Origin of the sequence: Parahoeflea alexandrii, assembly GCF_024105735.1 — a bacterium.
GTDB lineage: Bacteria > Pseudomonadota > Alphaproteobacteria > Rhizobiales > Rhizobiaceae > Hoeflea > Hoeflea alexandrii.
Genome location: NZ_JAAAML010000001.1, coordinates 993,268 through 1,017,602, shown reverse-complemented (window position 1 = coordinate 1,017,602; position 24,335 = coordinate 993,268). Strand labels below are relative to the sequence as shown.

The following is a 24,335-nucleotide window of genomic DNA, read 5'->3' as shown; positions in this document are numbered from 1 at the left end:
CTCTAGTCGATCCGATCGATCACATGCATGAAGGATCCCGCCACATTGCCGCGGCGCAATCCCGCATGGCCAAGATCGGCGCCCAGCGCATCACGCGCTGCGAAAAGCCGCCCGTCCGCTTCGCCTTCCGAGATCACCGAGGCGTAGTGAAATTCGTGTGCGGAAAGTTCCATGTCCCAGAAGAAGCCACGCGTCGGCGTCAGCCGGCGATAGCCCAGGTGCCGTTTGGGAGCGGCAAAACTCGTTACCAGCGGCAGCGCACCGAGCATCTCGTGGCGGACACCCTCGGCATCGACCAGGCCCTCGCCAAGCACCATGTAGCCCCCGCACTCGCCATAGACCGGAATGCCACGTTCAATCGCCGCCTTCATACCCGCCTTGAAACCACTTGCACCGGCTATGATACCTGCATGAAGTTCGGGATAGCCGCCGGACAGCACCACCGCGTCGCAATCCGATCCTGGCCCCTCGTCGTCAAGTGGAGAGAAAAAGCTCAGTTCCGCCCCGCGCCGCCGCCAGCCCAGCAGCATGTGTTCATAGGCAAAGGCAAACGCCACGTCCCGCGCCACGGCAATCTTTTGCCCCGGCGGCGGCAGCCGCAGGATGTTGGCCGGTGCCGGCTTGGTGTGCGCCCGCTGTGCCAGCCTGGTCAGCTTGTCGAGATCGATCTGGTTTTCCATCACATCGGCGGCATCGTCAATCAGTTCGGCCAGCTTCTCGTTCTCGCTGGCCTGAACCAGGCCGAGATGACGCTCCGGAAGCTTGAGCTTCTCGTTGCGAGGCAACGCGCCAACCACTTCGACGCGGGCATTTTCCAGTGCCTGGCGCAGCATTCCCTCGTGCCGGGGACTTGCCACATGGTTCAGAATGACGCCCGGTACGAGCACGTCAGGATGAAAATTGGCAAACCCGCGGGCAAGGGCTGCCACCGAATGCGACATGCCCGAGCAATCGATTACCAGGATCACCGGCAGCCCGAGAAGACCGGCGAGGTCCCCTGCCGAGCCGGAGCCGTCCGCGGCCCCGTCAAACAACCCCATCATCGCCTCGATCACCAGCATCCGCCCGCCCTGCGATTGCAGCGAGGCATTGGCCAGGAGCAAATCGCTGCGCATCGCCCAAGGATCATAATTGAGGCAGGCCTGGCCGCTGGCGGCAGCATGAAACGCCGGATCGATGTAGTCCGGCCCCGCCTTGCCCGGTGCCAGCGCGACACCGCGGCGCTTGAGCGCCCTGAGCAGTCCGAGAGTTACGGTCGTTTTGCCCGAGCCCGAACGCGGCGCGGCAATCATCAGGCCTGTCATGCACTGTCTTTCTGCGCATCAGCGCGATTTCCCAGGGGATCGGCAACCAGCACCCTGCCAGCGGCGGCACCCATCCAGTCAAGCGCCGGACGAAGCCGCACCACCTCGCCTACAACAACGATCGCCGGAGGCTGCAGGCCAGATGCCTCAACATCGTCGGCTGCCCGGGCCAGCGTCGTTTCAAGCACCTGCTGCGTGGAGGTCGAGGCATCGGTGACGAAAGCCACCGGCTCATCGGGACTGCGCCCGGCACCAATCAGCCGCGAGGTGATCGTCAGGATATGTTTCATCGCCATGTACATGACGATCACCTGGCTGCCCCGGGCCACGCCGTCCCAATCGATCCTGTCGGGTACGACACCCGTCGAATCATGTCCGGTCAGGAAGGTTACGGTGTGGTTGGTGTCGCGATGGGTCACCGGGATACCGGCATAGGCGAGCCCGCCGATACCGGCGGTGACCCCGGGTACGATCCGGAAGGGAACATGATGTTCGACCAGCGTCAGCGCTTCCTCGCCGCCACGCCCGAACACGAACGGATCGCCGCCCTTGAGCCGCAAGACCCGGTGACCTTCGCGCGCCAGCTCGACCAGTCTCAATGAAATGTCGCGCTGCTTGGCCGAAGGCTTGCCGCCGCGCTTGCCGGCATATTCGAGGACCGCGCCGGTGCGCGCGAGCTTCAGGCAATCGGCATTGACCAGCGCGTCGTGAACGATCACATCGGCCTGGGCCAGCGCATTGGCGGCGTGCAGCGTCAACAGCCCGGGATCACCCGGACCTGCGCCCACCAGCCACACCTCTCCGGGCTTCATCTGCGGCAGATTCTGTTGCCAGTCAGTCATGCGTTTCCGTTCGATCTTTTCAGGCGATTTCGGCAAATCACCATGGGTTACACCCGTACCAATCGCACTCTATAACGGCAACAGGCAAGACACGACCGGGAACTGCGACATGGACGCTGGCGAAAACGAAATCCGGCTGGAAAAACCCGCCACGGCGCTGCGCCGCGGCTGGACCACCGGGGCCTGCGCCACGGCCGCAACCAAGGCTGCCCTGACGGCCCTGCTCACCGGCGAGTTCCCCGATCCGGTCCAGATCACCCTGCCCAAAGGCGAGATCCCGAGCTTTGCGCTTGCCCGCGAAACCCTCGGCGGCGATCATGCAATGGCCGGCATCGTAAAGGATGCCGGTGACGATCCGGACGTCACCCACGGCGCACTCGTGATGGCAACCGTCCGCCGCCTGCCCGCGGGTTCCGGTATCGTCTTCAAGGCAGGAGCAGGCGTCGGCACCGTTACCAAGGCCGGCCTTCCTGTCCCCGTCGGCGAGCCCGCAATCAACCCGGTCCCGCGCCAGATGATGACGCAGGTGGTGACAGACCTTTGCACCGAGAGCGGCATCGCGCCCGACATCGAGATCGAGATCGCCATCGAGAACGGCGCCGAACTGGCGCTGAAAACCTGGAACCCGCGGCTCGGCATCGTCGGCGGCCTGTCCGTGCTCGGCACCACCGGCATCGTGCATCCATTTTCCTGCGCCGCCTGGATCCACTCGATCCACCGCGGCATCGATGTCGCCCGCGCCGAAGGCCTCAAGCACGTGCTCGGCGCCACCGGTTCGACCTCGGAAAAGACGGCACAGGAATTCCACGACCTTCCAGACATCGCCTGCCTCGACATGGGTGATTTCGCCGGCGGACTGCTGAAATATCTCCGCGCCCATCCAGTGCCGCGCCTGACCATTGCCGGCGGCTTTGCCAAGCTGACCAAGCTCGCCCAGGGCGCGCTCGATCTGCATTCCGGCCGCAGCCAGGTCGACATGGGGTGGCTTGCAAGCCAGGCGGATGCGCTGGGTGGAAACCACTTGAGGGAGCGGATTCTGTCCGCCAACACCGCGCTCGAAGTGCTTGAAATGACTCGGCTCGAGGGGATCGACCTGCCGTCTGTCATCGCCGGGAAGGCCCGCGCCGTCGCACTCGCAACCCTGCGCGGCGCACCGGTTGAAGTCGATGTCATGATCATGGATCGTGCCGGAGTTCTGCTCGCCCATGCCGAATAGAACCGAAGCTCCAGAGACCATCCTGATCCTCGGCGGGACCAGGGAAGCGGCTCAACTCGCCAAGGAGCTGGTCGCAACCCATCCCGACGCCCGCATCATCACCTCGCTTGCCGGACGCACGAAGGAACCCGCGCCGCTCGCCGGCGAGGTCCGCACCGGCGGCTTCGGCGGTGCCGACGGGCTCTCGCGCTATCTCGTCGAAAATGCCGTCACCCGCCTGATCGACGCCACTCACCCCTTCGCCCGCCAGATCAGCGCCAACGCGGTGGAAGCTGCCAGCATCGTCGGTGTGCCGCTCGAGATCCGCACCCGCAAGCCATGGGCCCGGCAACCCGGCGACATCTGGATAGGAGTGGAAACGCTGGAGCAGGCCCGCGACGCTATCCCGCCCCGCGCCCGGGTGCTGCTGGCACTCGGCTCCCAGCATATCGGCCTGTTCGCCAGCCGCGACGACGTGCATTTCGTTGTCCGCATGATCGACCCCCCAGCAACGCCGCTCGACCTGCCCGATCACGCCCTCGTGCTCGGCCGCCCCGGCGACACCGCGGCGGTGGAAACAATGCTGCTGATCGCCCACGCGATCACCCACATCGTCTGCCGCAACTCCGGCGGCACAGCCGCCTACGCCAAGATCGAGGCCGCGCGGGATTTGGGGCTGCCGGTGATCATGGTTGGGCGCCAGACTGTCGCTGCAGAGCGGGATGAAGGGTTATCATGAAAAAATCCTTGGATACGATTTTTGGTTTTCAGAAGAGACACTTCAAGGAAATGATTACGATCGGGATAGGCGAAGCCGTATCCCTCTCAGGTATCCCGCTTGTGGGAACAGCCGCTGGATTGGTCGTCAAGTTCGCCCTGAAGGTGCTGGAGGATACAGCCGAGATACGGGTGCCCGGAGTGCAGCCAAGCAAACACGGCCGGTTCATATCGGAGGACAGTTTCTTCCTCGAAACCATCTATCGTCATGAAAGACCGGTCTGGCGAGGCATCCCCTACGTTGAAATGCACAGTTTTATAGACGAGATCATCACAACCAAGCGCGCCAATATCCGAATCCAGGCATCTCGCGATTTCTTCGATCTCGCGCCATTCGAGGATCCGGACACAGAATCACTGCGTGATGCGGCTGAACACGAATTCCGCAATCAGCGCCGCATGACCCATGACAGCGACGTCATTCGGCTAGACAGCGTTTCCAAGGAGGGAGACACTCTGGTCCTCGACATCCGCAGAACCAGATACTCGCGACAGGTTCGATCAAACCTTGTCCTCGATTTCGTGCCGGACGGCCGGGAGACTTCGCTCAGAAAAGCCCTGTCGGACGAGCGTTTTGGCCACCTTCCACACCTATCTGATACCCGCCTGGCCAACACCATCGGTTTGGCCATTCTTGTTTTCTACAAAGACAATGGCAGGCTGACACCATTCTTTGTCCCACGCACACGCGAAGTTGCGATCTTCAACAAAGGTGAATGGCATTGCACTGCCAGCGGTGCGGCTGAGTGGCCCGTTGATCCTGAGCGGACCCCTGAAACCTTTGAAGCCTACATCCTGGATGATCTCTACACCGAACTTCGCGAAGAGGTCGGACTGGAACAGGACGAGCTGACCAACATCCTACCTTTGGCCTTGTGTCGCGAAATGGCTAGAGGCGGCAAACCTCAGATGTTTTTCATAGGCTTTACCGACCTAAGCCACGCTGACCTTGTGGAGCGGATGGAGACGGCCAGAAAGACCGCCCTGCCCAGAACCGAACCAACCGAAGTGTATCGCATGCCATTCTTCCGTTTTCCGACGCAGTTCCCGGATGCTGAGTCGATCGCGCGCTCCTTTGAAGGCAGCGGCTTCACGTCAGAAGGAGCGGCCAATCTCTATTATGCCGTCAGGTTCCTGCAATCCGCGGAGAAGGATGCCGATGGCTGAAGCTCAGACCACCTTCGCCTTCTTCTTTTTGCCCACGTTCCTGAGCACATGCGAATACTCGGAATTGTACAGATCGCTGTCGCGAAAATTGTTCTCGCCGAACACCTTGCCCACCAGGATCAGCGCCGTGCGGGTGATCTTGTGGGCGCGGACCTCTTCCTTCATGCCCTCGAGCGTGGTGCGGATGTAGAGCTCGTCCGGCCAGGTGGCGCGGTAGGCGATCACCACCGGGCAATCGGCGCCGTAATGGGGCTCGAGCGCCCGCTTGATGTAATCGAGATTGCGGATCGAGAGATGGATGGCGAGTGTGGCGCGCGACTGGCCGAGGATTTCCAGCTGCTCGAATTCCGGCATCGACGACGCCTTCATACCGGTGCGGGTGATGATCACCGTCTGGGCAATTTCCGGCAGCGTCAGTTCGGTCGCGAGCTTTGCCGCGGCTCCGGCAAAGGCCGGCACGCCCGGAACCACCTCGTAGTCGATACCGAGCGCATCGAGCCTGCGCATCTGCTCGGCGACCGCGCCGTAGATCGCCGGATCGCCCGAATGCACCCGCGCCACGTCCTGGCCCGCCGCATGCGCGGTCTTCATCGCTTCGATGATCTCGTCGAGATGCATCGGCGCCGTGTCCCTGACCAGCGCATCGGCGGGCGCCGCGTGCACGATCTCCTCGGGCACCAGCGAACCGGCATAGAGACACACCGGGCAGCGCTGGATCAGCTTGAGGCCGCGCACGGTGATGAGGTCTGGTGCGCCGGGACCGGCGCCGATGAAATAGACGGTCATGCCGCGTCTCCTGCAATCGTGTTGGTCATGGCCGTGCCTTCCTTCCGCGCATAGCCGCGCGGCGTGTAGACCCAGGTCCGGCCGTCGCCGGTTGTTACCGTCGAGGAGTTGGACGAGCCGACGACGACTACCGTCAGCATGTCAACATCGTCGACATTGAGCGAGCCTAGGGCCGCGATGCGGATCAATTCGCCCTCGCGTCCCAGATTGGTGGCGAGGATCACCGGCGTCGAGGCCGGACGGTGCTTGAGCAGCTTGTCGCGCGCCCAGGCGAGCTGCGTCCGACGCTTCTTCGACACCGGATTGTAAAACGCGATAACGAAGTCGCCCTCGCCAGCCGCCGTTACCCGGCGCTTGATGTCTTCCCAAGGCGTCAACAGGTCCGACAGCGAGATGGTGCAGAAATCATGGCCCAGCGGCGCACCGGCGCGTGCGGCGGCGGCCTGCAGCGCCGAGATGCCGGGCGAGACCGCGATCTCGATCCGCCGCGCCGCGTCCGTCAGTCCCTCCGGCCCCTCGGCCTTGTCGAGCAATTCGAACACCAGCGTCGCCATCGCGTAGATCCCGGCATCGCCGGAACAGACCAGCGCCACCGATCTGCCCCCGCCCGCGAGCTCCATCGCATGGCGCACCCGCGCCTCTTCCTTGCCGAGATCGAAATCATGCCGCGCCTTGCCCTTGGCCAGCGGCCCGAGCAGATCGAGATAGAGCGAGTAGCCGACCAGATCCGTCGAGGCCGCGACCATGGAGGAAACCTCCGGCGAGCGCCAGCCGTCGGATCCAGGCCCGATGCCGACCACCATCAGCCTGCCCCGGGCCCGCCCCGGCAGGGTCGCCTCTGTGAACGGCTGCGGCGCCTGGGCAATGGCGCAAGTGGCGCGGCGGCTCTTGCGTTTCTCCGCGATAAGTTCACCGGACGCACCCACTGCCGCGAGCGCCGCACCCTCCGCCACTCCATGGCAACCGACCTCGGCAAAGACGATGTCGGACGGGTTCTTCAGCCGCGGCGTTTGAGCTTCCAGCGTCGCTGCGTCGAAGACCCGCACCGGGCAGCCGAAATGCCGCGCCACATGGTGCACCGCTGTCTCGTCGGCCTTCACGTCGATCGACGCCACCAGCCCGACGGAGCGAGGCGACAGACCCGCCTGAGCAAGCGTGTCGAGCGCCAGCGTCAGGGCTTCATCGCCCGCGGCGCCGCGCTCACAGCCGATCCCGAGGACGAGATCTTTCGGGTGGTACAGAAGCCCGTTTGCGGGCGGCGAAACAACCTTGTTCGAGACGGCCAGGACAACGTCACCATCAGCCGACAGCGGCAGCCCACTCCCGGTGAGCCATCCGGCCTCGCCGTCGATCCGCGCCGTTTTGCCGGCAACCAGATCGGCCATCACCTGCTTGGCGTCCTCACGGTTGGCCAGCGTCCAGCCTTCCGGCGGCTGATCCAGCGCAACGCCTAACTTGAGATCTCCCGCGGTCGTGATCGCCGCGAAGCCATCTACGATGGATGCTATCTCGCGCGCCAGATCATTGCCGCCATGATGTCCCCCGAGAAGCGGCACGACCGCCGAGCCGTCTTCCGCGACCGCAACCACAGGTGGTTCTGCATGCTTGTCGGCAAGCTGCGGAGCCAGAAGGCGGATCACCGCACCTGACGCCATCAGCGCGACAATCGTCCGCCCCGCGCCGAACAGGCCCCCCAGATGTTGACCTATGTCCGTAAAGGTTACGTCAACGGTTTCAGTGATACGCCGGGCAAGTCCGTGCACCTCGCCGCCGGTCGCCCGGGCAATGCGCCTCGCCATCGGTAAGGCCGCCTCGGAGAGAATGATGATTGCGGGAGATTGGGTCATGGCTTGCTCCCGGGCAGCTTCTGGATCCAGTCCTCGCCGCCCTTGTAAATGAGAATCATCGAAAAATACGGGGCCGTGTCTTCAGGCACATCGGCAAGCGGCATCAGCCGCTCCGCGTCGAGCGAAACCCGTTCCACATAGATTGCATGAGGCAGGAGATTCAACTTTTCAATCAGCGCCCTCAAGCGCTTGAAATGCCTGCCTATCTTAATGATCGCTAATGCATCCGCCGCGTTGAATCGATTTGTGAGCTCTTCATCGCCAAGTGGACCCGGCACGACGCTCAAGACATCGTTGCGCGCCGCCAGCGGACGGCCCGCGGCGCTTGCCGCCGCCATCATCGAGGAGACGCCCGGCACCACTTCCGTCGGGTACTGTCCGGCCAACCGCTCGAACACATACATGAACGAGCCATAGAAGAACGGATCGCCCTCGCACAGCACCGCCACGTCGCGCCCCGCATCGAGATGCGCCGCGATCTCGCCTGAAGCCTTGTCGTAGACATCGCGCGCCGGAAACCGTTCGGTCCGCATCGGCACCACGATGGGAATTTCCGTCTGCCCGCCGGGCAGGTGCGGGGCGGCAATCGCGCGCGCGAAACTCGGGCCCGTATCCGGCGCCGGCCAGGCGATCACCGGCACAACCCTGAGGATACGGTGCGCCTTCAGCGTGATCAGGTCCGGGTCGCCGGGACCAAGCCCCAGCCCGTAGAGTTTTCCGGTCATGCATCGAGCCCCTTTGTCACCGACCATATTGTCACCGGCATCAGTGGCTTCCATCCGAGATAGCGCCCGACAGGTTCGGCCCGGCTCACCTGCAAGCGCACCAACTCACCGCCATGAACGGATTGCAGAGCGAACAACCGCGCCTCGCCCTCCACTGTCACAGCGTTCGCGACCAGCCGCCCGAAGGGCTTGAGCGCGTCCCATACGGCTTCAAACACACCGTCATTGGAAACGCCGCCGCCGATGAAAACCGCGTCCGGCATCTCGAGATCCGCGAGCGCATCCGGCGCGGTTCCGGCGACAATGTCGAGACCAGGCGCACCCAGCGTCATCGCGTTGTGCGCCGCCATCTTCCTGCGAGCCTCGTTGACCTCAATGGCAATCGCCCTGGCCCCGCGCGCCGCGCGGATCCACTCGATGCCGATCGATCCGCACCCGGCGCCGACATCCCACATCAAACCGCCGGGCACCGGTCCAAGCCGCGACAGGGTCACCGCGCGCACCTCGCGCTTGGTCAGTTGCCCGTCATGCTCGAATGCATCGTCTGGCAACCCCGGAACCGATGGCAGCAGAACCGTTCCCGGCTGCGCCACGCAAGAAATTGCCAGGGTGTTGAAGTCGGCGAAATGCGGCCTGTCGGCGGCGATCCGGTCGGCGCGGATCACTTTCGTGCGTTCGTCCGGACCGCCGATGTGCTCGAGCACGTGCATCTCGGAGCGGCCATAGCCGCGGGCGCTGAGGATCTGCGATGCCTCGATCACCGTCTTCCCGGTCGAGGTCAGCGCGATGATCCGCGCATCCGGATGAACATGCGAGGCCAAGCCGTGCACCGAGCGTCCATGCAGCGAAATCATCGCCACGTCCTGCAGCGCCCAGCCGAGCCGGGCGGCAGCCAGCGAGAAGGCTGACGGCGACGGGATCACCCGCATTTCGCTGGCATCGAGCTGGCGCATCAAGGTCGCGCCGACGCCGAAGAACATCGGGTCGCCCGTCGCCAGAATGGTCACCGGCGTTCCCCGCCGCGCCATTACCAGTGCGATCGTTTCCTTGATCCCGAAGGTCCAGGGGATGGTTTCGCGCGCCCCGCAATCGAACCTTGCCAGCACGCGCTCGGGCGCAATGATGGTCTGGGCCGCATCGAACAGCAGCCGTGCCGGCGGGGTCAGGCTGTCGAGGCCGTTGTCGCCGATGCCGATGATGGTGAGCCAGGGCGTTCGGTTGGCGGCATCGTCAGCCATGACCTTCGAGCCCCCCGGCAATCGCGTTCACGGCCGCGCTCGCCAGCGCGCTGCCGCCACGACGGCCCCTGACCGTCAGGAACTCGACGCCGCGCGGATCGGCAGCCAACGCTTCCTTGCTTTCCGCAGCGCCGACAAAGCCAACCGGTATGCCGATGATGGCAGCCGGCCTGGACGCCCCGGCATCGATCAGCTCGAGCAGTCGGAACAGCGCCGTCGGCGCATTGCCGATGGCGATCACCGCTCCGCCCATCAACCCGGCCCAGAGATCAACCTGCGCCGCCGACCGCGTGGTCGCATCGCGCGCTGCGATCTCGCGCACCTGCGGATCATTGAGCAGGCAGATCACATCGTTGCCCGCCGGCATCAGCCGCGCAATCACGCCATGTCGCACCATCTCCGCGTCGCAAAGGACCGGCGCGCCCGCTTCCAGCGCCGCCCGCGCGCTCCGGGCAAAACCGTCCGACACGACAATGTCGTCAGCCAGATCGACCATGCCGCAGGCATGGATCATCCGCACCACGACCGACCTTGTGTCCGCGCCAAAACGCGCAAGATCCGCTTCCGCCTGGATGATGGCGAATGACCGCCGGTAGATTTCCGCCGGATCACGGATGGGCGTTGACGCGGTCAAGGTTCAGCTCTTCTTTTTTTCCATCGAGCGCGGCCCATGCGGATGGTCGGCATGCGGATAGGGATGGTGATGATGATCGTGCGCATGGCCATGGCTGTGATCGTGATCATGCGAGTGGCCGTGCCCGTGATCATGGTCATGCGAGTGACCATGGGCATGATCGTGTGAGTGATCATGCGGATGGCCGTGATCATGGGAATGGTCATGCACCGGTTCGAGCGGCGCCGGGCTTGCATGGCTGTGCACCGGCGTCCACGGCAAGCCGTGCGCCTTGCAGAAATCCTCGTCCCGGCAGGAGGCATCGCAATCGCCCTTGCAGGGGCAGTTTTCCAGCCCGCCGCCAATGCCCTCGACGTGGTGGTGATGGCTTTCCTGCGGCAGCCCGACCTCGGCCTCGAAGCCCAGCACCTGCTCGCGGTACTTGCACATCTGGCAGTTCATCAGGGCCTGGCCTTCGACAATCTCCTGCACCCGGTCCTGGAAGGTGTCGAGCACCAGCGGATGATCGCTAAGATAGGACGCCTTGATGAACTGGATCTCGGGATGGTTGGCCGCCACCGCGTCGGTCTCCGAATAGATCCGCTTGACCAGCACACCGGTGAACAGGAAGTAGGGAAACACGATGATGCGCTTGTAGCCGAGCTTCGCCGCATGGCTGAGCCCGGGGCCGACGAGCGGAAAGGTGACGCCGGAATAGCAGGTTTCGCCCCAGCCGAAGCCGAAGCCTTCCCACAGCATCCGCATCACTTTCGACACGTTCGAATTGGCGTCGGGATCGGATGATCCCCGGCCGACCACCATCAGAAGCGTGTCATGAAGCGCCACCTCGCCCTGCTCCCGGTTGGCGGTGTCCAGTGCCTCCTGGATCCGCGCGCCTGCAGCCCGGATCATCTTCAGGTCGATGCCGAGTTCGCGGCCGTAATTGATCACCGTTCCGGGGTTTTGCGCCTGGTAGGTGTTGAGCACGGACGGAATGTCGTTCTTCGCGTGACCTGCGGCAAACAGCATGCCGGGAACAGCCAGAACGCGAGTGACGCCCTTGGCGCGCAAGCGGTCGAGACCTTCGGAGATCACTGGGTTGCAGAATTCCAGATAGCCATATTCCACCGGAACATCCGGATAGCGCGCCTTCAGGCCTTCCGCGACCGTTGCAAACTCGCGGGCTGCATTTTGGTTGCGGCTGCCATGGCCACAAACCATGATGCCGGTCATTTCGGGGATCCCGTTCTTGCTCATGATTCAGGCTTCCGCAGTTTCGGTTTCTTTGCCGTTATCGGCCTTGTCTGATGTGTCCTCGCCGGCAGCCTTGCTCTTGCTGCCGCGCTTGATGGCCCAGGCCGCGATCGCTCCCGCAGCCGCCGCGGCGGCCCAACCGACCCAGTGCGAATGTCCGGCAAGGTCACCGACATGGCCGCCATGGGCAAACGCGGACTGCGCTGTCAGGACAGAAACAAGGGCGGATAATACAAGCATGCGCATCGGGGCCTCCGGACAACGTGACAAAAACAGCACGATACGCCGGATGAAGGGACGCAGACTCTGAAGCCGCATCCCGTCCTACCGAACCGGACAGCACCGGAGTTGGCCCTTGATTTAAGTCGGCCGCACCGGAATATCTCTCAGCCTGTCATCAGGCGCCGTCGCACATGGGGCGAGTCATAGGCGTTCGGGATTTCGAGGTCAAACTCCGAATGCGCCAGCCATTGCCTGATCTGCGTCAGACCACAAACACCGGCAGAAACCCGGTTCAGGCAAAGCCCAGGCGCCGGGCGGTAGCCTCAAGCAGACGCCGCTCGCGCGCATCCACCTCACCGTCGGCCTTGGCAATGATGGCCAGGTGATCAAGGATCTCGCGTTTGCGTGCTTCATCGAGACCGGCCAGCATGGAAGCGGCCTGCGCGTCCGTTGTTTCGTATCCGAAATCATTGAGATACTTGAGGATATCCTTGAGTTCGTCCGCATGGAGTCCCAGCAGCCGCGTGCAGATTGCCGCGAAGGCATCGGCCTCCTCCGGTTCGACGGACTTGTCGGCAAACGACATCCGGACCAGGAGAAGCAGTTCCGCCGTCAGCACCGGGTCGTGAGCCACCCGGCTGAGTGAAGCGTGGCTTTCAACAAAAGCTCTGACCCGCTCCGCAAATCCCGCGCTCTTGCCCGCTGCATCATTCATGACCTGTTCCTTTTTTCCGCTTCGGCGGCCGCCAGGTCCAGACCCAGCAAGCTGGCCGTTCTGCGGATCAGCCTGTCGTCCCGCTCATCCCTGACGATATTGGCGTCGGCGATCCGTATCATGTCATCAAGAAGGCTGGTTCGCGCTTCGGTGTCAAGCTGACCCAGCAGCGTGAAAGCCTGGGTGTCATAGGAGCGGGCCCTGGGCGAATCGAGAAGCGTGTGCAATTCCGGCATATCCCGCCGGCTGATGCCGAAATGCTGTTCGCAGATCCGCTCGAAGGTGGTCAGTTGAGACGGTTGCACAATCCCGTCGGCAAGAACCATCCGGAACAGCACCAGGATTTCCGCCAGTGCGACCGGATCCTCGGAGAGTTCACCGAGTTTGCCGGGCAAATGCGGTTTGCGCTCGAACAAACCGGCAATCGAAGCAAAAAGCCCCTTCATCACGTCAGCCCCCTCAGGCCCGGGTGATTCCCCCTCTTCCAAAAAAAGTACCTCACACCGGTCGATTGTCCATAGCCGCCCGGCATGCAATAGGTCGCGCCGCGTTCCTGCATCCAACTCCCCGCCAGACAGGCTTGTCCATGGAAGACCTGACGCTCACACTCACCCTGTTGCTGCTTGCTGCTGCATTCATGGCCGGCTTTGTCGATTCGATTGCCGGCGGCGGGGGCCTGATTGCAGTTCCCGCGCTTCTGCTGGCTGGCTTGAGCCCGGTCGAGGCACTCGGCACCAACAAGCTGCAGGGACTGTTCGGCTCCGCCTCGGCCACCCTCGCCTATGCCCGCAAGGGCCATGTCGATCTCAGGACCCAGCTTGCACCTGCGGCACTCGCCGCACTTGGGGCCGCGCTCGGCGCGCTGCTCGCCACGGTCATTCCCGGCGATGTGTTCCGCGCCTTCCTGCCGTTCCTGCTGGTCGCCATCGCACTTTACTTCGCACTCAAGCCAAACATGGACGACATTGATCGTGCCCGGCGCCTCTCACCCTTCCTGTTCGGATTGCTTGTCGTGCCGCTGATCGGTTTCTACGACGGCGTTTTCGGCCCCGGTACCGGCTCCTTCTTCATGCTCGCCTTTGTAGCCCTTGCAGGCTATGGCCTGCTCAAGGCCACCGCGCATACGAAGCTCCTGAACTTCGCCTCCAATCTCGGCGCCTTCGCCGTCTTCGCCTTTGTCGGCGTCATCTCCTGGAAAATCGGGCTGATGATGGGCGCCGCTCAGTTTCTGGGCGCGCAGACGGGATCCCGCCTTGCCATGAAGAACGGCGCCAGAATCATCAAGCCGTTGCTGGTCATCACCTGCGTGGCGCTGGCCGTCAAACTGATCAGCGATCCGGCAAACCCGGCGCGGGTCTGGTTCGGGATCTGACCGGTTAGAACACCGCCAGAAAAATCGCGCCCGTAGCAATCAGGGCGACGCCGAACCAGTTCATCATCGAAAGGTGTTCGCCCAGAAACAGCACGCCGAAGATCGCCACCAGCACGATCGATAACTTGTCGAGCGGGGCTACGCGGGCGGCATCACCGAGCTTGAGCGCGCGAAAATAGGCAAGCCATGACGCGCCGGTGGCAAGTCCAGACAGAGTAAGGAACACCCAGGTCTTGACGGGGATGGTCTGCGGCGCTCGCCATTTCCCCATCGCCGTCAGGATGGCGCCCAGAACCAGGACAATCACGCAGGTGCGGATGAAAGTGGCCAGATCGCTGTCGATTTCGCTGATGCCGACCTTGGCGAAGATCGCCGTGAGGGCGGCGAAAACCGCCGCCACCAGGGCCCAGAACTGCCAATTTGCCGTAAGCCCCATCATCTGCCCTCGCCTGTCAGAATTCCACGCCGATCTGCGCTTTCACACCGGAACGGAAAGGATGCTTCACCATCTCCATCTCTGTCACCAGGTCGGCAAATTCGATCAGCTCTTCCTTGGCGTTGCGGCCGGTGATGATCACATGTTTCATCTCCGGCTTGGCCTTGAGCGTCTCGATCACCTCGTTGACATCGAGATAATCGTAGCGAAGCACAATGTTGAGTTCGTCGCACAGCACCATGTCGATTTCCGGGTCCATGATCATCTCGCGTGCCTTGTCCCAGGCTTCGCGGGCTGCGGCGATGTCGCGATTGCGGTCCTGGGTCTCCCAGGTGAACCCCTCGCCCATGGTGGCCATGGTCACCTGCTCGGGAAACGCTTCGAGCACCTTGCGTTCGCCGGTCGACCACTTGCCCTTGACGAACTGGACCACGCCGACCTTCATGCCGTTGCCGATGGCACGGAAGATCATGCCGAAGGCAGCCGTCGACTTGCCCTTGCCCTTGCCGGTGTGAACGATCACCAGCCCTTTCTCGATCGTCTTGGTGGCGATGATCTTGTCGCGCGCCGCCTTCTTCTTCTTCATCTTCTCGGCGTGGCGGGCATTGAGTTCTTCCTCGCTCATGCCGTCGGTGATTTTCCCGCGTTCGCTCATCTCGTATCCATCCTGTCCATCATCTCACCCGGCGAGCAGCATAGCTGCGGCGGGGGCTTCTATTGCGTCTTGGCAGTCCCGCTGAGATCAAAGGTCTTGGCAAACCAGATCCGCTGCGGTGCACCGTCATGGGCGGGCAACCGGCCGCACTCGTTATAACCCAGGCTCTCATAAAACCGCGGCGCCTGAAACTCGAACGTGTCGAGATAGATGCCGACGAGGCCGCGCTGCCGGGCAATCTCTTCCGCCCTGGCAAGCAGCTTTCGTCCAATCCCGCTGCCCCGCTGCTCCTCGGCAACGCCAAGCAGCTTGACAAACAGCCAGCGCTGCACCGAATGCGCGGTCAACCCGCCCGCCAGCCGGCCACCGGCGTCGACTGCCTTGAGGTGCAGCGGCACCGGATCGAACGGATGGCCCAGCCGGGCAGCCGGCTCGTCTACAATCGCCTCGACCGTTGCGGCAAATTCGGCATCCCCGCTTTCGTCCACGGTGATTTCAATCGTCATGCACTGCCCTCATTCCCTTGCGCTGCCATCTTTTCCGCTGTCGACCGCTGGCCTCGCCGCGGTCATTGCTGACCGGACACCTGTCCGGCGAACTCGCCAAGCGCAAACTTGGCCGAATTGCTCTTCGGCGTCCACAGCCCGCGCTCGATCGCCTCCTCGAACTTCGCCGCCATTTCCTCAAGTGCATCGGGATTCTTGGCGCGCAGGAACGCGAGCGTTTCCTCATCCATCAGATAGGCCTGGTAGACCGCGTCGAAATGCGCGTCGCGAACGGCCCCCGTGGTCGCGGCGAAGGCGAACAGATAATCGACCGTCGCCGCCATCTCGAAGGCGCCCTTGTAACCGTGGCGCTTGACGCCCTCGATCCATTTCGGATTGGCGGCGCGTCCGCGCACCACCCGCGCAATCTCTTCCTCGAGTGAGCGGATCACCGGACGCTCGGGCCGTGAATGATCATTGTGATAGATCGCGGGCCGGCTGCCGCGTGCGGCCTCCACTGCTGCCGTCATGCCGCCCTCGAACTGGTAATAATCGTCGGAATCCAGAAGATCATGCTCGCGGTTGTCCTGGTTCTGCACCACCGCCTCCACGGTCGACAGCCGCTGCTCGAACAACTCCCGCGCAGGCTTGCCCTCTTCTCCCGCGCCATAGGCATAGCCGCCCCAGACGACAAAAGCCTCGGCCAGATCGCCACGGTCGGTCCAGCCCCCCTCATCGATAAGGGCCTGAAGGCCAGCGCCATAAGCGCCCGGCTTGGAACCGAACACACGGAATGAGGCCCGCCGGTTCGCTTCGGCATCGTCCATCCCTGTTTCGATCAACCGCACGCTCTCAGCCCGTGCCCGTGCCGCGAGCGGATTGTCCGCCTCATCCTCGTCAAGCGCCGCCACCGCGCGCACCGCCCGGTCGAACAAGGCGATCTGGTCAGGAAATGCATCGCGGAAAAAGCCCGAAATCCGCAAGGTCACGTCGACCCGCGGCCGGTTCATCATCGCCATGGGAATGATCTCGTAGCCGGTGACCCGCCGCGAGGCCGGGTCCCAGACGGGCCTCGCACCGATCAGCGCCAGCGCCTGGGCGATGTCGTCCCCGCCGGTGCGCATGTTGGACGTGCCCCAGGCGGTCAGCGCCATCGATGTCGGCCATTCACCGTGATCCTGAACATGGCGCATGACCAGCAGTTCCGCCGATTTCTGCCCAAGCTCCCAGGCCGCCGGCGTCGGCACCGCACGGCTGTCGACCGAATAGAAATTCCGCCCTGTCGGCAGCACGTCCGGCCGCCCCCGCGTCGGTGCACCGGAGGGTCCCGGCACCACAAAACGACCGTCGAGAGCAGTCAGAAGCCCGTCGATCTCCGCATCGCCGCAAGCCTCGACCGATGGCCTGATCCGGGCTTCGATCTCGTCCATCACCGCCCGCGTGTCGGCCCATGCGGCGGGCACCGGAGTGCGGCCCGAGACGAGTTCGATGGCCAGGAGTTCGATGCGTTCGACGGTGTCGCCATTGCTGCGCCAGGAGTCGGCGGAGACGTCTTGAAGCTCTTCTGGCCTTGGGCCGGCCCAAGGCTCGGCCATGGCGCAGTCAAGCGGATCGAAACCATCAAGCCGCAGATCCCGCGCAATCGCCCTATGCAGACTGTCCTCGCCCGGCGTCTCGCCACGCTTGATTCGTGCCAACGCGACCGTCAGATCGGTCAACAATCCGCCTTCGGGCGATTGTCCGAAGATGTGCAGCCCGTCACGAATCTGCATTTCCTTGAGATCACACAGCCAGGCATCGAGCTTTTCGAGCGCCAGATCGTCGTCATCACCCTCAGCAATACCCGCATCGTGATCGAGCCCGATATCGCGCACCAGATCGAGGATCTGGCCCTTGAGCAGTTTCAGCCTGCGCGGGTCGTGACCGGAGGCCTCGTAATATTCATCGACCAGCGCCTCGAGATCCTTGAGCGGACCGTAGCTCTCCGCCCGCGTCAGTGGCGGCGTCAGATGATCGATGATCACCGCCGATGTCCGCCTCTTGGCCTGCGTCCCCTCGCCCGGATCATTGACGATGAACGGGTAGACATGTGGCATAGGCCCGAGCACCGCCTCCGGATAACAGGCCCGCGACAGCGCCAGCGCCTTGCCCGGCAGCCATTCGAGATTGCCATGCTTGCCCATGTGGATGACCGCATGGGCGTCAAGACTTTCGCGCAGCCAGGCATAGAACGCCAGGTAGCCATGCGGCGGCACCAGATCCGGTGCATGGTAACTTGCCTTCGGATCGATGTTGTAGCCGCGCGCCGGCTGGATGCCGACAACCACATTGCCAAAACGCAGCAACGCCAGGCGAAATGCCCCTTCACGGAAAAACGGATCAGCCTCCGGCGCCCCCCAGCGTTCAGTCACGGCTGACTGGATCGAGGGATCGAGCCCGTCGAAAAACGCCCGGTAATCCTCAAGCCCCAAAGCAACACCGCCGCTGCGGTCTTCGCGCAAGGCATTGGTCGGCCCGGCTTTCAGCGCCGTCACCAGCGCATCACCATCGCCGGGAAGCTCATCGGTCTGATACCCGTCCGCCTTCATGGCGCGCAGCACTTCAATCGTGCCTGCAGGCGTGTCGAGCCCGACGCCATTGGCAATGCGGCCATCGCGGTTGGGATAGTTGGCAAGAACGATCGCCACCCGGCGATCCGCCGCTTGCGCCCGGCGCAACCGCGCCCAACGCGCGGCAAGTTCGGCAACGAATTCTACCCGGTCGGGCTCCGGTGCGTGAGTGACGATGTTGGCCTCGACCATCTCGTCGAACCGCGCCGCGGACTTGAACGACACTGCCCTGCTCAACACCCGTCCGTCAACTTCGGGCAATGCCACATGCATCGCCAGGTCGCGCGATGTGAGCCCCTGCTGCGATCCCGCCCAGGTCTCGCGACTGCCGCCGGCGAACACCGCCTGCAGCACAGGCGCGCCGGTGGATTCGAGCACCGTACCCTTCGTCTCCCCGCCCGGAGAAGACACCGCGAAGCCGGTGGCATTGATCACCACATCCGGCGCCGCCTCAGCAAAGATCGCTTCCACCGTCCCCACCGACACCGGGTCCTTGAGGCTTGAGACAAACACCGGCAGCGCGTTGACGCCTTCATCCGCCAGCGCCTCGCACAGGGCCGCGACCGGCGCGGTCTGCCCGCTCTGCACCAGCGCCCGGTAAAAACAGATTGCCACCACCGGCGCACCGTCCAGCCAGCTCTTGCGAAGTTCCGCCAGCGTCGGGTTGCTTGCAGCCGGATGCCACAGCCCGGCCTTGAGCAGCGGAGCAGCAGGCGCGGGCCGTTCCGCCTCGGTGATCAATGCTTCGGCGTAGTCGATGAGCCCGCGGGCGTTCTCTGCCCCGCCTTCGATCAGGTAGCCCCACAAGCGCTCCCGCTCTGCCGGCTCGAGCGTCGACAGCGGCTCCAGTCCCGGATCGGGCCGGTCGTCGCCGGGAAGGGCCGCAATCTTGAAGCCATGTGCTTGGGCTGCGGCGTGCAGGCTTTCAAGCGCGTAGGAGAAATAGCTGGCGCCACCGAGCGCGCGGACGATCACCAGCTTCGCGTGCCGTGCCATCTTCGCAACGAAGGTATCGACCGACATCGGGTGTTTGAGATCGGACAGGCTTGCAAGTCGCCATTTCAGGCTGCCCGCCATCTGCCGGGCCGCGGCAATGCTGGCAAGTTCCGTGTCCGCCGCACTGAGAAACAGCACGTCACCCGGCGACTGTCCCAGGTCGACGGCTTCGTCGCCATCGCTCAGGCTTCCCTTCTGTGCGACGAGGAGATGCATTGCGCCTACCCGGCCAACGTGGCCAGGCTCGCGCGGATCGCCGTTTCGTCGATATCATGCAGGCCGATGACCACCAGCCTGGTCTGGCGCACTTCCCCGCCACCCCACGGCCGGTCGAAATGCGTGTCGATGCGGCTGCCGACCGCCTGCACCACCATCCGCATCGGCTTGCCGGGAATGTCCGCGAAGCCCTTGAGCCGGAGAATGTCGTGGCTGACGATCAGCGTCTTCAGCCCATCCATGAAGCCCGCGGCGTCGCCGACCGGTCCAAGTTCGACCACGAAGCTTTCAAATTCATCGTGATCATGATCATGCTCATGGCCATCTTCATGGTGAAGCTCGTGATGCGATTTCCGGTTGGCAATATCGTCCTCGGTTCCGACCCCGAGACCGAGCAGCACTTCCGGCGCAACCTCGCCCTGCCGCGCTTCGACAAAGACCGGCTTGCGCGACATGTGTCCAAGTATGCCGGCGCGAACCCCCTCGAGATCGCCGGCGCTGATCAGGTCGGCCTTGTTGAGGATGATCAGGTCGGCGGCGGTCAACTGGTCCTCGAAAAGCTCCTCGAGCGGGCTTTCGTGATCAAGCCCTTCGTCCGCCAAACGTTGCGCGTCGAGCTTGTCATGGTCATGGGCAAAACGTCCCGCTGCAACGGCGGCGCTGTCAACCACGGTGACAACCCCGTCCACGGTCACCTGCGTCTTGATGCCGGGCCAGTTGAAGGCCGCGACCAGCGGCTGCGGCAGCGCCAGGCCGGAGGTCTCGATGACGATGTGATCGGGCCGGTCCTTGCGCGCCAGCAGTTTCTCCATGGTCGGAATGAAGTCGTCTGCCACCGTGCAGCAGATGCAGCCATTGTTGAGCTCGACGATGTCGTCCTCGCTGCACACCTCGTCGCCGCAGCCCTTCAGAACATCACCATCGACGCCGAGATCGCCGAACTCGTTGATGATCAGCGCGATCCGCTTGCCCTTGGCGTTGGCCAGCATGTGACGGATCAGCGTGGTCTTGCCCGCCCCGAGGAACCCGGTGATCACCGTGGCGGGAATTTTTGAACCATTCAACATCGGGTCAACCCTTCATCTTGAGCGGCAGGCCGGCGGCGACGAAATAGACTTCGTCGGCGAGGCTTGCGATTGTCTGGTGAAGCCGTCCGGCATGGTCGCGAAACGTCCGCGCCATGGCATTGTCGGGCACGATGCCCAGGCCGACTTCATTGGAAACGAACACAACCGGGCCCGTGAGCCCCGGCAGCGCCTTGGCGAGATTGGCAAAGGCGGCGTCGATATCATGATCACCGAGCATCAGGTTGGTCACCCAGAGCGACAGACAGTCGACCAGCACCGGCCGGTCCGGCCGCGCCCGGGCTTCAAGCGTCCCGGTGAGATCGATCGGCGTCTCGATCGTCTCCCAACCCTTCCCGCGCCGATCCTGGTGGGCTTCGATACGCACGCGCATCTCATCGTCCCAGGCCTGGCCGGTGGCCAGATAGAGCCGCGAGCTCGCCTCCGCCTCCAGCATGTGTTCTGCAAAGGCGGATTTGCCCGACCGGGCACCGCCCAGCACAAGCGTTACCGGCCGAAGCCCGGCTGTCATGCCGTCTGCTCCTCGTCCACACGCGAAAGGAAGTGACCGAGCAGGCCGCCAAGCAAGAGCCAGAAGAACAGCGTTGTCGCAAGTGAAGCGGCGGCATAGGCAGAGGCGATATAGGCCGGAATATTGCTCGTCAGATCTTCCGGAACCGGCGACCCCCAGAGATGCGGCGCGACGATGATCGCAAGTCCCAGAATCTTAAGGAGCCATTCCGGCCGCATCGCGATGCACCACAAGCCCACAGCCGAGGCCGCGATCGTGATCACCCACCACCCCTGGCGGTCGCCGAGGTCGGCATAGGGGAAACCAGGCACCGCCGGCGGCAGGCTCATCGCTGGCGCAAGCTGGACACAGAACCATGCAGCGGCACCAAACAGCAGCCCACGCGTGACCCCTGCCGTGCCGGTCGGGAATTCGACGCCCAGAAGCAGTGCCACTGCGGCCAGCATCAGCGCGAAACCGGCGCCGGCGACAAGATTGGCGACGATCGTGTCACCGAGCCGTCCGAAGCCGAACATCGACTGGTCCGCACCATGGTCATGCGCCGCCTCATCCGAGGCGGCGGCATCGCCATGATGATGCCCGGCCCCGCCGTTCTCATAGGCTTCGGCCTGCATGATCAGCGGAATCGTCTTGACATATTGAGCGGGCGTCATCGCCATACCAGCAATGAGCCCGGCGGCGAGAGCCGCCAGGAGCAACCTGACAATCATGAGATCAATCCCTTAGTGGCAGGGAAAGCCGTAGGAATGCCTTGTGTCGTGCGCCGCGTCGTGCAGCGCCTGCGAGTTGGCAAGCCCAACCCCGAACACCAGTATCGAGCCGACAACGAGTGCCATCAACCCGGCAACAGCGCGCGCGCCGATGCGGTCGGTGAGTGAAAGCGAAGCAGTTTTAACAGCCATGACAACCTCCGTGAATGGCTTCGGGAGCATACCTCTCCCAAAGGTCCGGCTCTCAACCGGTGCGAATGGCAGGTCTCCTGGCTCGCGGGTCCAGCACGATGTTTCCATCGCGCAACGGCAAATGCCCACCTTCCCGGCGCGTCTGGCGGTCATGAAAGCGGGACGATTCGTAGAAAAAGAGGCGTCCACGCCGGTTGATCATGCCGCCACGCCAGTGGCCAGCCCGGTCCGGAGTTTCGGATTTGCGGAAAACACCATTGTCCCCCGTCATCCGGGCCTCCCGGGCCGGTGACATTTGCCTTGCCGCTCTACAGTCGCGGGGTCGGCTGCGATAAAGATGCCCGGATTGGGTCCATCCCGTCGCATTCCCTTTTGATCCGGAAAACCAGGTTGGTTTTCTGGAACCATTCGAGGTTTAACTGATAGGGGCGGCGCGCCTGACTGTCAATCGCAGCCGCGTCCTGGATCGTCCCCTCAGCGACGGATCTGCACCGAGGCCTGCATCAGCCGCTCGAAGCCGACAAGCCGGTCAAGTTCTTCGGCGATTTCATCCAGCGCCGCATCGACATCGGCCCTGAAACTGGTCTGGCCTCCGCGAATGCCGAACTCGGCCAGCAGCCTGGCACGATAGGCATCCGCCCCGAACAATCCATGCAGATAGGTTCCCGACACCTTGCCGTCAGCAGAGACGGCTCCGTCCGGGCGCCCATCGAGAGTGGTCATAGGGCGAACGCAATCCGGCCCGCGGCTGATGCCCAGATGGATCTCGTAGCCTTCGAGCGGCAAGTCCCATTCCGCCGAACGCGCGGCGATGTTGCGCACGGTCTTTTCGGGCGCCATCACGGTCTCGATGTCGAGCAGGCCAAGCCCCTCGGCGACAGGCGCGCCCCCTTCAATCCCCAGGGGATCGCTCACAGTCCGACCCAGCATCTGGTAGCCCCCGCAGATGCCTATGATCCGCCCGCCGCGCCGGTGATGCGCCCGCAGATCCTCATCCCAGCCCTGCCGGCGGAAATCGGCGAGATCGGAAATCGTCGACTTCGAGCCCGGCAGGATCACCAGTCCGGCATCCCCGGGCAGGCGTTCGCCAGGGCGGACAAACACCAGATCCACCTCCGGCTCGGCTCTGAGCGGATCGAAATCATCGAAGTTCGCAATCCGGGAAAGCACAGGTATCGCAATCTTGAGTAAGCCCGCCCGTCCCTGGACCAGCCGTTCGAGTGCTACCGAATCCTCGGCTGGCAGCCGGTTTGCCGCCTTGAGCCAGGGAACGACACCCAGGCAGGACCAGCCGGTGAAACCCTCGATGGCTGAGATGCCATCGTCGAACAGGCTGACATCGCCGCGAAACTTGTTGATCAGGTAGCCTGAGATCGTCGACCGGTCCTCGTCGGGCAGGATCGTGTGCGTGCCGACAATCGATGCGATCACCCCGCCTCGGTCAATGTCGCCCACCAGCACGACCGGCACTCCGGCCAATGTCGCAAATCCCATGTTGGCTATGTCGCCGGAACGCAGGTTGATTTCCGCGGGAGACCCCGCGCCCTCGACCAGCACAAGGTCTGCCTGATCTGCGATCCGGCTGAAACTGTCCATCACAGCAGCCATCAGCTGGGGCTTGAGTTTCTGGTAATCGCGCCCCCGGGCATGGCCAAAAACCTTGCCCTGAACAACCACCTGCGATCCGGTCTCCGACTGCGGCTTGAGCAGCACCGGGTTCATGTGCACGCTGGCCGGAACCCGGCAGGCCAGCGCCTGCAGCCATTGCGCCCGCCCGATTTCGCCGCCGTCGTCGGCCACAGCGGCATTGTTGGACATGTTCTGTGGTTTGAAAGGCATCACCTTCAGTCCGCGATTGGCCGCCAGCCGGCAGAAGCCCGCCACCAGGACTGTCTTGCCGACATCCGACCCTGTTCCCTGAAACATCAACGCCCTTGTCATGGAGCCGTCGATAGCACTGCGGAAGGCGGATCAAAAGGCCTTTTGCCAGTTGCCTTTTCACCTTCGATTTACTGTCATTTCACACAGGCCGGATTTTCTTTGAGCGACATCTGAATTGCGACATGCGGTGACGGGAACAATGCATCCCGGCAGCCATGATAGGCATAGAGCAGCGTCAGATGGTTCACGCCATGAACCGCAGGGAAACCAAAGGCTGGAAGGACACCACCATGCTGTACGTATTCAATAACGCCGACACCGTCCAGATCGCCTGGAACAACGTGCTGCCGGTCCAGAAGACCAACGAAAAACCCCGCTTCGGCGGTCTGAGGAATTTCGTCCGCACCCTCTCTGCAGGCTGAGCGGACTGCGCGGACACCGCGCTGGAGCGATTGAAACAGATCTGGGCCGGGCGGCACACGCCCGGCCTTTTCTTTGCCGG

General features: G+C 63.4%; 25 protein-coding genes and 1 riboswitch. Of the genes, 5 read left to right on the top strand and 20 right to left on the bottom strand.

The window, feature by feature from the left end:
* Positions 1-2 precede the first annotated feature (2 nt).
* Positions 3-1,304, bottom strand: a complete 1,302-nt coding sequence (locus tag GTW23_RS04695; RefSeq protein WP_252914816.1) for a cobyrinic acid a,c-diamide synthase CobB — start codon at positions 1,302-1,304, stop codon at positions 3-5.
* Positions 1,301-2,146, bottom strand: coding sequence for a uroporphyrinogen-III C-methyltransferase (gene cobA / locus GTW23_RS04690; protein WP_252914815.1), 846 nt, complete (start codon positions 2,144-2,146; stop codon positions 1,301-1,303). The genes GTW23_RS04695 and cobA overlap by 4 nt, the downstream gene beginning before the upstream one ends.
* A gap of 109 nt (positions 2,147-2,255) precedes the next feature.
* On the opposite strand from cobA, the gene GTW23_RS04685 reads away from it, so the two are divergent.
* Genes GTW23_RS04685 through GTW23_RS04675 form a run of 3 tightly spaced genes read left to right on the top strand, consistent with a single transcriptional unit; the run spans position 2,256 to position 5,285 of the window.
* Entirely contained in the window at positions 2,256-3,362 is a 1,107-nt protein-coding gene (locus GTW23_RS04685) for a cobalt-precorrin-5B (C(1))-methyltransferase (RefSeq protein ID WP_252914814.1), read from the top strand.
* A complete protein-coding gene (locus GTW23_RS04680) occupies positions 3,352-4,080 on the top strand; it encodes a cobalt-precorrin-6A reductase (RefSeq protein ID WP_252914813.1) in 729 nt (242 codons plus the stop codon). The genes GTW23_RS04685 and GTW23_RS04680 overlap by 11 nt, the downstream gene beginning before the upstream one ends.
* The gene (locus GTW23_RS04675; RefSeq protein WP_252914812.1) at positions 4,077-5,285 is read left to right on the top strand and encodes a hypothetical protein; all 1,209 of its coding nucleotides are present in this window, start codon (positions 4,077-4,079) and stop codon (positions 5,283-5,285) included. Before GTW23_RS04680 ends, GTW23_RS04675 begins: the two co-directional genes overlap by 4 nt.
* Before the next feature lie 3 nt (positions 5,286-5,288).
* Here the strand turns inward: GTW23_RS04675 and cobM are convergent, their stop codons facing one another.
* The 9 genes from cobM to GTW23_RS04630 all read right to left on the bottom strand — a co-directional run bounded on the left by cobM (position 5,289) and on the right by GTW23_RS04630 (position 13,131).
* Positions 5,289-6,071 carry a precorrin-4 C(11)-methyltransferase gene (gene cobM / locus GTW23_RS04670; RefSeq protein ID WP_252914811.1) on the bottom strand — a complete coding sequence of 261 codons (783 nt, stop codon included), beginning with the start codon at positions 6,069-6,071 and terminating at the stop codon, positions 5,289-5,291.
* A complete protein-coding gene (cobJ, locus tag GTW23_RS04665) occupies positions 6,068-7,918 on the bottom strand; it encodes a precorrin-3B C(17)-methyltransferase (protein WP_252914810.1) in 1,851 nt (616 codons plus the stop codon). The genes cobM and cobJ overlap by 4 nt, the downstream gene beginning before the upstream one ends.
* Positions 7,915-8,643: a precorrin-2 C(20)-methyltransferase gene (gene cobI / locus GTW23_RS04660; protein WP_252914809.1), complete on the bottom strand. Its 729-nt coding sequence runs from the start codon at positions 8,641-8,643 to the stop codon at positions 7,915-7,917. Before cobI ends, cobJ begins: the two co-directional genes overlap by 4 nt.
* Entirely contained in the window at positions 8,640-9,881 is a 1,242-nt protein-coding gene (gene cbiE, locus GTW23_RS04655; protein ID WP_252914808.1) for a precorrin-6y C5,15-methyltransferase (decarboxylating) subunit CbiE, read from the bottom strand. The genes cobI and cbiE overlap by 4 nt, the downstream gene beginning before the upstream one ends.
* Complete coding sequence (locus tag GTW23_RS04650) at positions 9,874-10,515, bottom strand: precorrin-8X methylmutase (protein ID WP_252914807.1); 642 nt, start codon at positions 10,513-10,515, stop codon at positions 9,874-9,876. The genes cbiE and GTW23_RS04650 overlap by 8 nt, the downstream gene beginning before the upstream one ends.
* A gap of 3 nt (positions 10,516-10,518) precedes the next feature.
* Positions 10,519-11,751: a sirohydrochlorin chelatase gene (locus GTW23_RS04645; protein WP_252914806.1), complete on the bottom strand. Its 1,233-nt coding sequence runs from the start codon at positions 11,749-11,751 to the stop codon at positions 10,519-10,521.
* 3 nt (positions 11,752-11,754) lie between these two features.
* Positions 11,755-11,988 (bottom strand): DUF6732 family protein, encoded by a 234-nt coding sequence (locus tag GTW23_RS04640; RefSeq protein WP_252914805.1) that lies wholly within the window; start codon positions 11,986-11,988, stop codon positions 11,755-11,757.
* Between the two features lie 274 nt (positions 11,989-12,262).
* Complete coding sequence (locus GTW23_RS04635) at positions 12,263-12,685, bottom strand: TerB family tellurite resistance protein (protein ID WP_152008002.1); 423 nt, start codon at positions 12,683-12,685, stop codon at positions 12,263-12,265.
* The gene (locus tag GTW23_RS04630) at positions 12,682-13,131 is read right to left on the bottom strand and encodes a tellurite resistance TerB family protein (protein ID WP_252914804.1); all 450 of its coding nucleotides are present in this window, start codon (positions 13,129-13,131) and stop codon (positions 12,682-12,684) included. The genes GTW23_RS04635 and GTW23_RS04630 overlap by 4 nt, the downstream gene beginning before the upstream one ends.
* A gap of 140 nt (positions 13,132-13,271) precedes the next feature.
* Between GTW23_RS04630 and GTW23_RS04625 the strand changes: the two genes are divergently transcribed.
* The gene (locus GTW23_RS04625) at positions 13,272-14,057 is read left to right on the top strand and encodes a TSUP family transporter (RefSeq protein WP_252914803.1); all 786 of its coding nucleotides are present in this window, start codon (positions 13,272-13,274) and stop codon (positions 14,055-14,057) included.
* Between the two features lie 4 nt (positions 14,058-14,061).
* Here GTW23_RS04625 and GTW23_RS04620 read toward each other — a convergent pair whose 3' ends face one another.
* The 9 genes from GTW23_RS04620 to GTW23_RS04580 form a co-directional block, all read right to left on the bottom strand.
* On the bottom strand, positions 14,062-14,493 hold the full coding sequence (locus tag GTW23_RS04620; protein ID WP_252915566.1) for an EamA family transporter: 432 nt from the start codon (positions 14,491-14,493) through the stop codon (positions 14,062-14,064).
* Positions 14,494-14,509: 16 nt separating this feature from the next.
* Positions 14,510-15,148, bottom strand: coding sequence for a cob(I)yrinic acid a,c-diamide adenosyltransferase (gene cobO, locus GTW23_RS04615; RefSeq protein ID WP_152007999.1), 639 nt, complete (start codon positions 15,146-15,148; stop codon positions 14,510-14,512).
* Positions 15,149-15,207: 59 nt separating this feature from the next.
* Positions 15,208-15,654, bottom strand: coding sequence for a GNAT family N-acetyltransferase (locus GTW23_RS04610; RefSeq protein WP_152007998.1), 447 nt, complete (start codon positions 15,652-15,654; stop codon positions 15,208-15,210).
* A 62-nt stretch (positions 15,655-15,716) separates the two neighbouring features.
* Positions 15,717-19,454, bottom strand: a complete 3,738-nt coding sequence (gene cobN, locus GTW23_RS04605; RefSeq protein ID WP_252914802.1) for a cobaltochelatase subunit CobN — start codon at positions 19,452-19,454, stop codon at positions 15,717-15,719.
* Between the two features lie 5 nt (positions 19,455-19,459).
* Positions 19,460-20,518 carry a cobalamin biosynthesis protein CobW gene (gene cobW / locus GTW23_RS04600; protein WP_252915565.1) on the bottom strand — a complete coding sequence of 353 codons (1,059 nt, stop codon included), beginning with the start codon at positions 20,516-20,518 and terminating at the stop codon, positions 19,460-19,462.
* Positions 20,519-20,525: 7 nt separating this feature from the next.
* On the bottom strand, positions 20,526-21,050 hold the full coding sequence (gene cobU, locus GTW23_RS04595; protein ID WP_252914801.1) for a bifunctional adenosylcobinamide kinase/adenosylcobinamide-phosphate guanylyltransferase: 525 nt from the start codon (positions 21,048-21,050) through the stop codon (positions 20,526-20,528).
* Complete coding sequence (locus GTW23_RS04590) at positions 21,047-21,760, bottom strand: CbtA family protein (protein ID WP_252914800.1); 714 nt, start codon at positions 21,758-21,760, stop codon at positions 21,047-21,049. The genes cobU and GTW23_RS04590 overlap by 4 nt, the downstream gene beginning before the upstream one ends.
* Before the next feature lie 12 nt (positions 21,761-21,772).
* Positions 21,773-21,952 (bottom strand): CbtB domain-containing protein, encoded by a 180-nt coding sequence (locus GTW23_RS04585; protein WP_152007993.1) that lies wholly within the window; start codon positions 21,950-21,952, stop codon positions 21,773-21,775.
* Between the two features lie 50 nt (positions 21,953-22,002).
* A riboswitch (cobalamin riboswitch) is annotated at positions 22,003-22,376 on the bottom strand.
* A 50-nt stretch (positions 22,377-22,426) separates the two neighbouring features.
* Positions 22,427-23,893 carry a cobyric acid synthase gene (locus tag GTW23_RS04580; RefSeq protein WP_252914799.1) on the bottom strand — a complete coding sequence of 489 codons (1,467 nt, stop codon included), beginning with the start codon at positions 23,891-23,893 and terminating at the stop codon, positions 22,427-22,429.
* Between the two features lie 191 nt (positions 23,894-24,084).
* Between GTW23_RS04580 and GTW23_RS04575 the strand changes: the two genes are divergently transcribed.
* Positions 24,085-24,255 (top strand): hypothetical protein, encoded by a 171-nt coding sequence (locus GTW23_RS04575; RefSeq protein ID WP_252914798.1) that lies wholly within the window; start codon positions 24,085-24,087, stop codon positions 24,253-24,255.
* Positions 24,256-24,335 lie beyond the last annotated feature (80 nt).

Bases quoted from the DNA above. Each gene is read 5' to 3' on its own strand.
- GTW23_RS04695 (WP_252914816.1), bottom strand. From the start codon at position 1,304: ATGACAGGCCTGATGATTGCCGCGCCGCGTTCGGGCTCGGGCAAAACG.
- cobA (WP_252914815.1), bottom strand. From the start codon at position 2,146: ATGACTGACTGGCAACAGAATCTGCCGCAGATGAAGCCCGGAGAGGTG.
- GTW23_RS04685 (WP_252914814.1), top strand. From the start codon at position 2,256: ATGGACGCTGGCGAAAACGAAATCCGGCTGGAAAAACCCGCCACGGCG.
- GTW23_RS04680 (WP_252914813.1), top strand. From the start codon at position 3,352: ATGCCGAATAGAACCGAAGCTCCAGAGACCATCCTGATCCTCGGCGGG.
- GTW23_RS04675 (WP_252914812.1), top strand. From the start codon at position 4,077: ATGAAAAAATCCTTGGATACGATTTTTGGTTTTCAGAAGAGACACTTC.
- cobM (WP_252914811.1), bottom strand. From the start codon at position 6,071: ATGACCGTCTATTTCATCGGCGCCGGTCCCGGCGCACCAGACCTCATC.
- cobJ (WP_252914810.1), bottom strand. From the start codon at position 7,918: ATGACCCAATCTCCCGCAATCATCATTCTCTCCGAGGCGGCCTTACCG.
- cobI (WP_252914809.1), bottom strand. From the start codon at position 8,643: ATGACCGGAAAACTCTACGGGCTGGGGCTTGGTCCCGGCGACCCGGAC.
- cbiE (WP_252914808.1), bottom strand. From the start codon at position 9,881: ATGGCTGACGATGCCGCCAACCGAACGCCCTGGCTCACCATCATCGGC.
- GTW23_RS04645 (WP_252914806.1), bottom strand. From the start codon at position 11,751: ATGAGCAAGAACGGGATCCCCGAAATGACCGGCATCATGGTTTGTGGC.
- GTW23_RS04640 (WP_252914805.1), bottom strand. From the start codon at position 11,988: ATGCTTGTATTATCCGCCCTTGTTTCTGTCCTGACAGCGCAGTCCGCG.
- GTW23_RS04635 (WP_152008002.1), bottom strand. From the start codon at position 12,685: ATGAATGATGCAGCGGGCAAGAGCGCGGGATTTGCGGAGCGGGTCAGA.
- GTW23_RS04630 (WP_252914804.1), bottom strand. From the start codon at position 13,131: ATGAAGGGGCTTTTTGCTTCGATTGCCGGTTTGTTCGAGCGCAAACCG.
- GTW23_RS04625 (WP_252914803.1), top strand. From the start codon at position 13,272: ATGGAAGACCTGACGCTCACACTCACCCTGTTGCTGCTTGCTGCTGCA.
- GTW23_RS04620 (WP_252915566.1), bottom strand. From the start codon at position 14,493: ATGGGGCTTACGGCAAATTGGCAGTTCTGGGCCCTGGTGGCGGCGGTT.
- cobO (WP_152007999.1), bottom strand. From the start codon at position 15,148: ATGAGCGAACGCGGGAAAATCACCGACGGCATGAGCGAGGAAGAACTC.
- GTW23_RS04610 (WP_152007998.1), bottom strand. From the start codon at position 15,654: ATGACGATTGAAATCACCGTGGACGAAAGCGGGGATGCCGAATTTGCC.
- cobN (WP_252914802.1), bottom strand. From the start codon at position 19,454: ATGCATCTCCTCGTCGCACAGAAGGGAAGCCTGAGCGATGGCGACGAA.
- cobU (WP_252914801.1), bottom strand. From the start codon at position 21,050: ATGACAGCCGGGCTTCGGCCGGTAACGCTTGTGCTGGGCGGTGCCCGG.
- GTW23_RS04590 (WP_252914800.1), bottom strand. From the start codon at position 21,760: ATGATTGTCAGGTTGCTCCTGGCGGCTCTCGCCGCCGGGCTCATTGCT.
- GTW23_RS04585 (WP_152007993.1), bottom strand. From the start codon at position 21,952: ATGGCTGTTAAAACTGCTTCGCTTTCACTCACCGACCGCATCGGCGCG.
- GTW23_RS04580 (WP_252914799.1), bottom strand. From the start codon at position 23,893: ATGACAAGGGCGTTGATGTTTCAGGGAACAGGGTCGGATGTCGGCAAG.
- GTW23_RS04575 (WP_252914798.1), top strand. From the start codon at position 24,085: ATGAACCGCAGGGAAACCAAAGGCTGGAAGGACACCACCATGCTGTAC.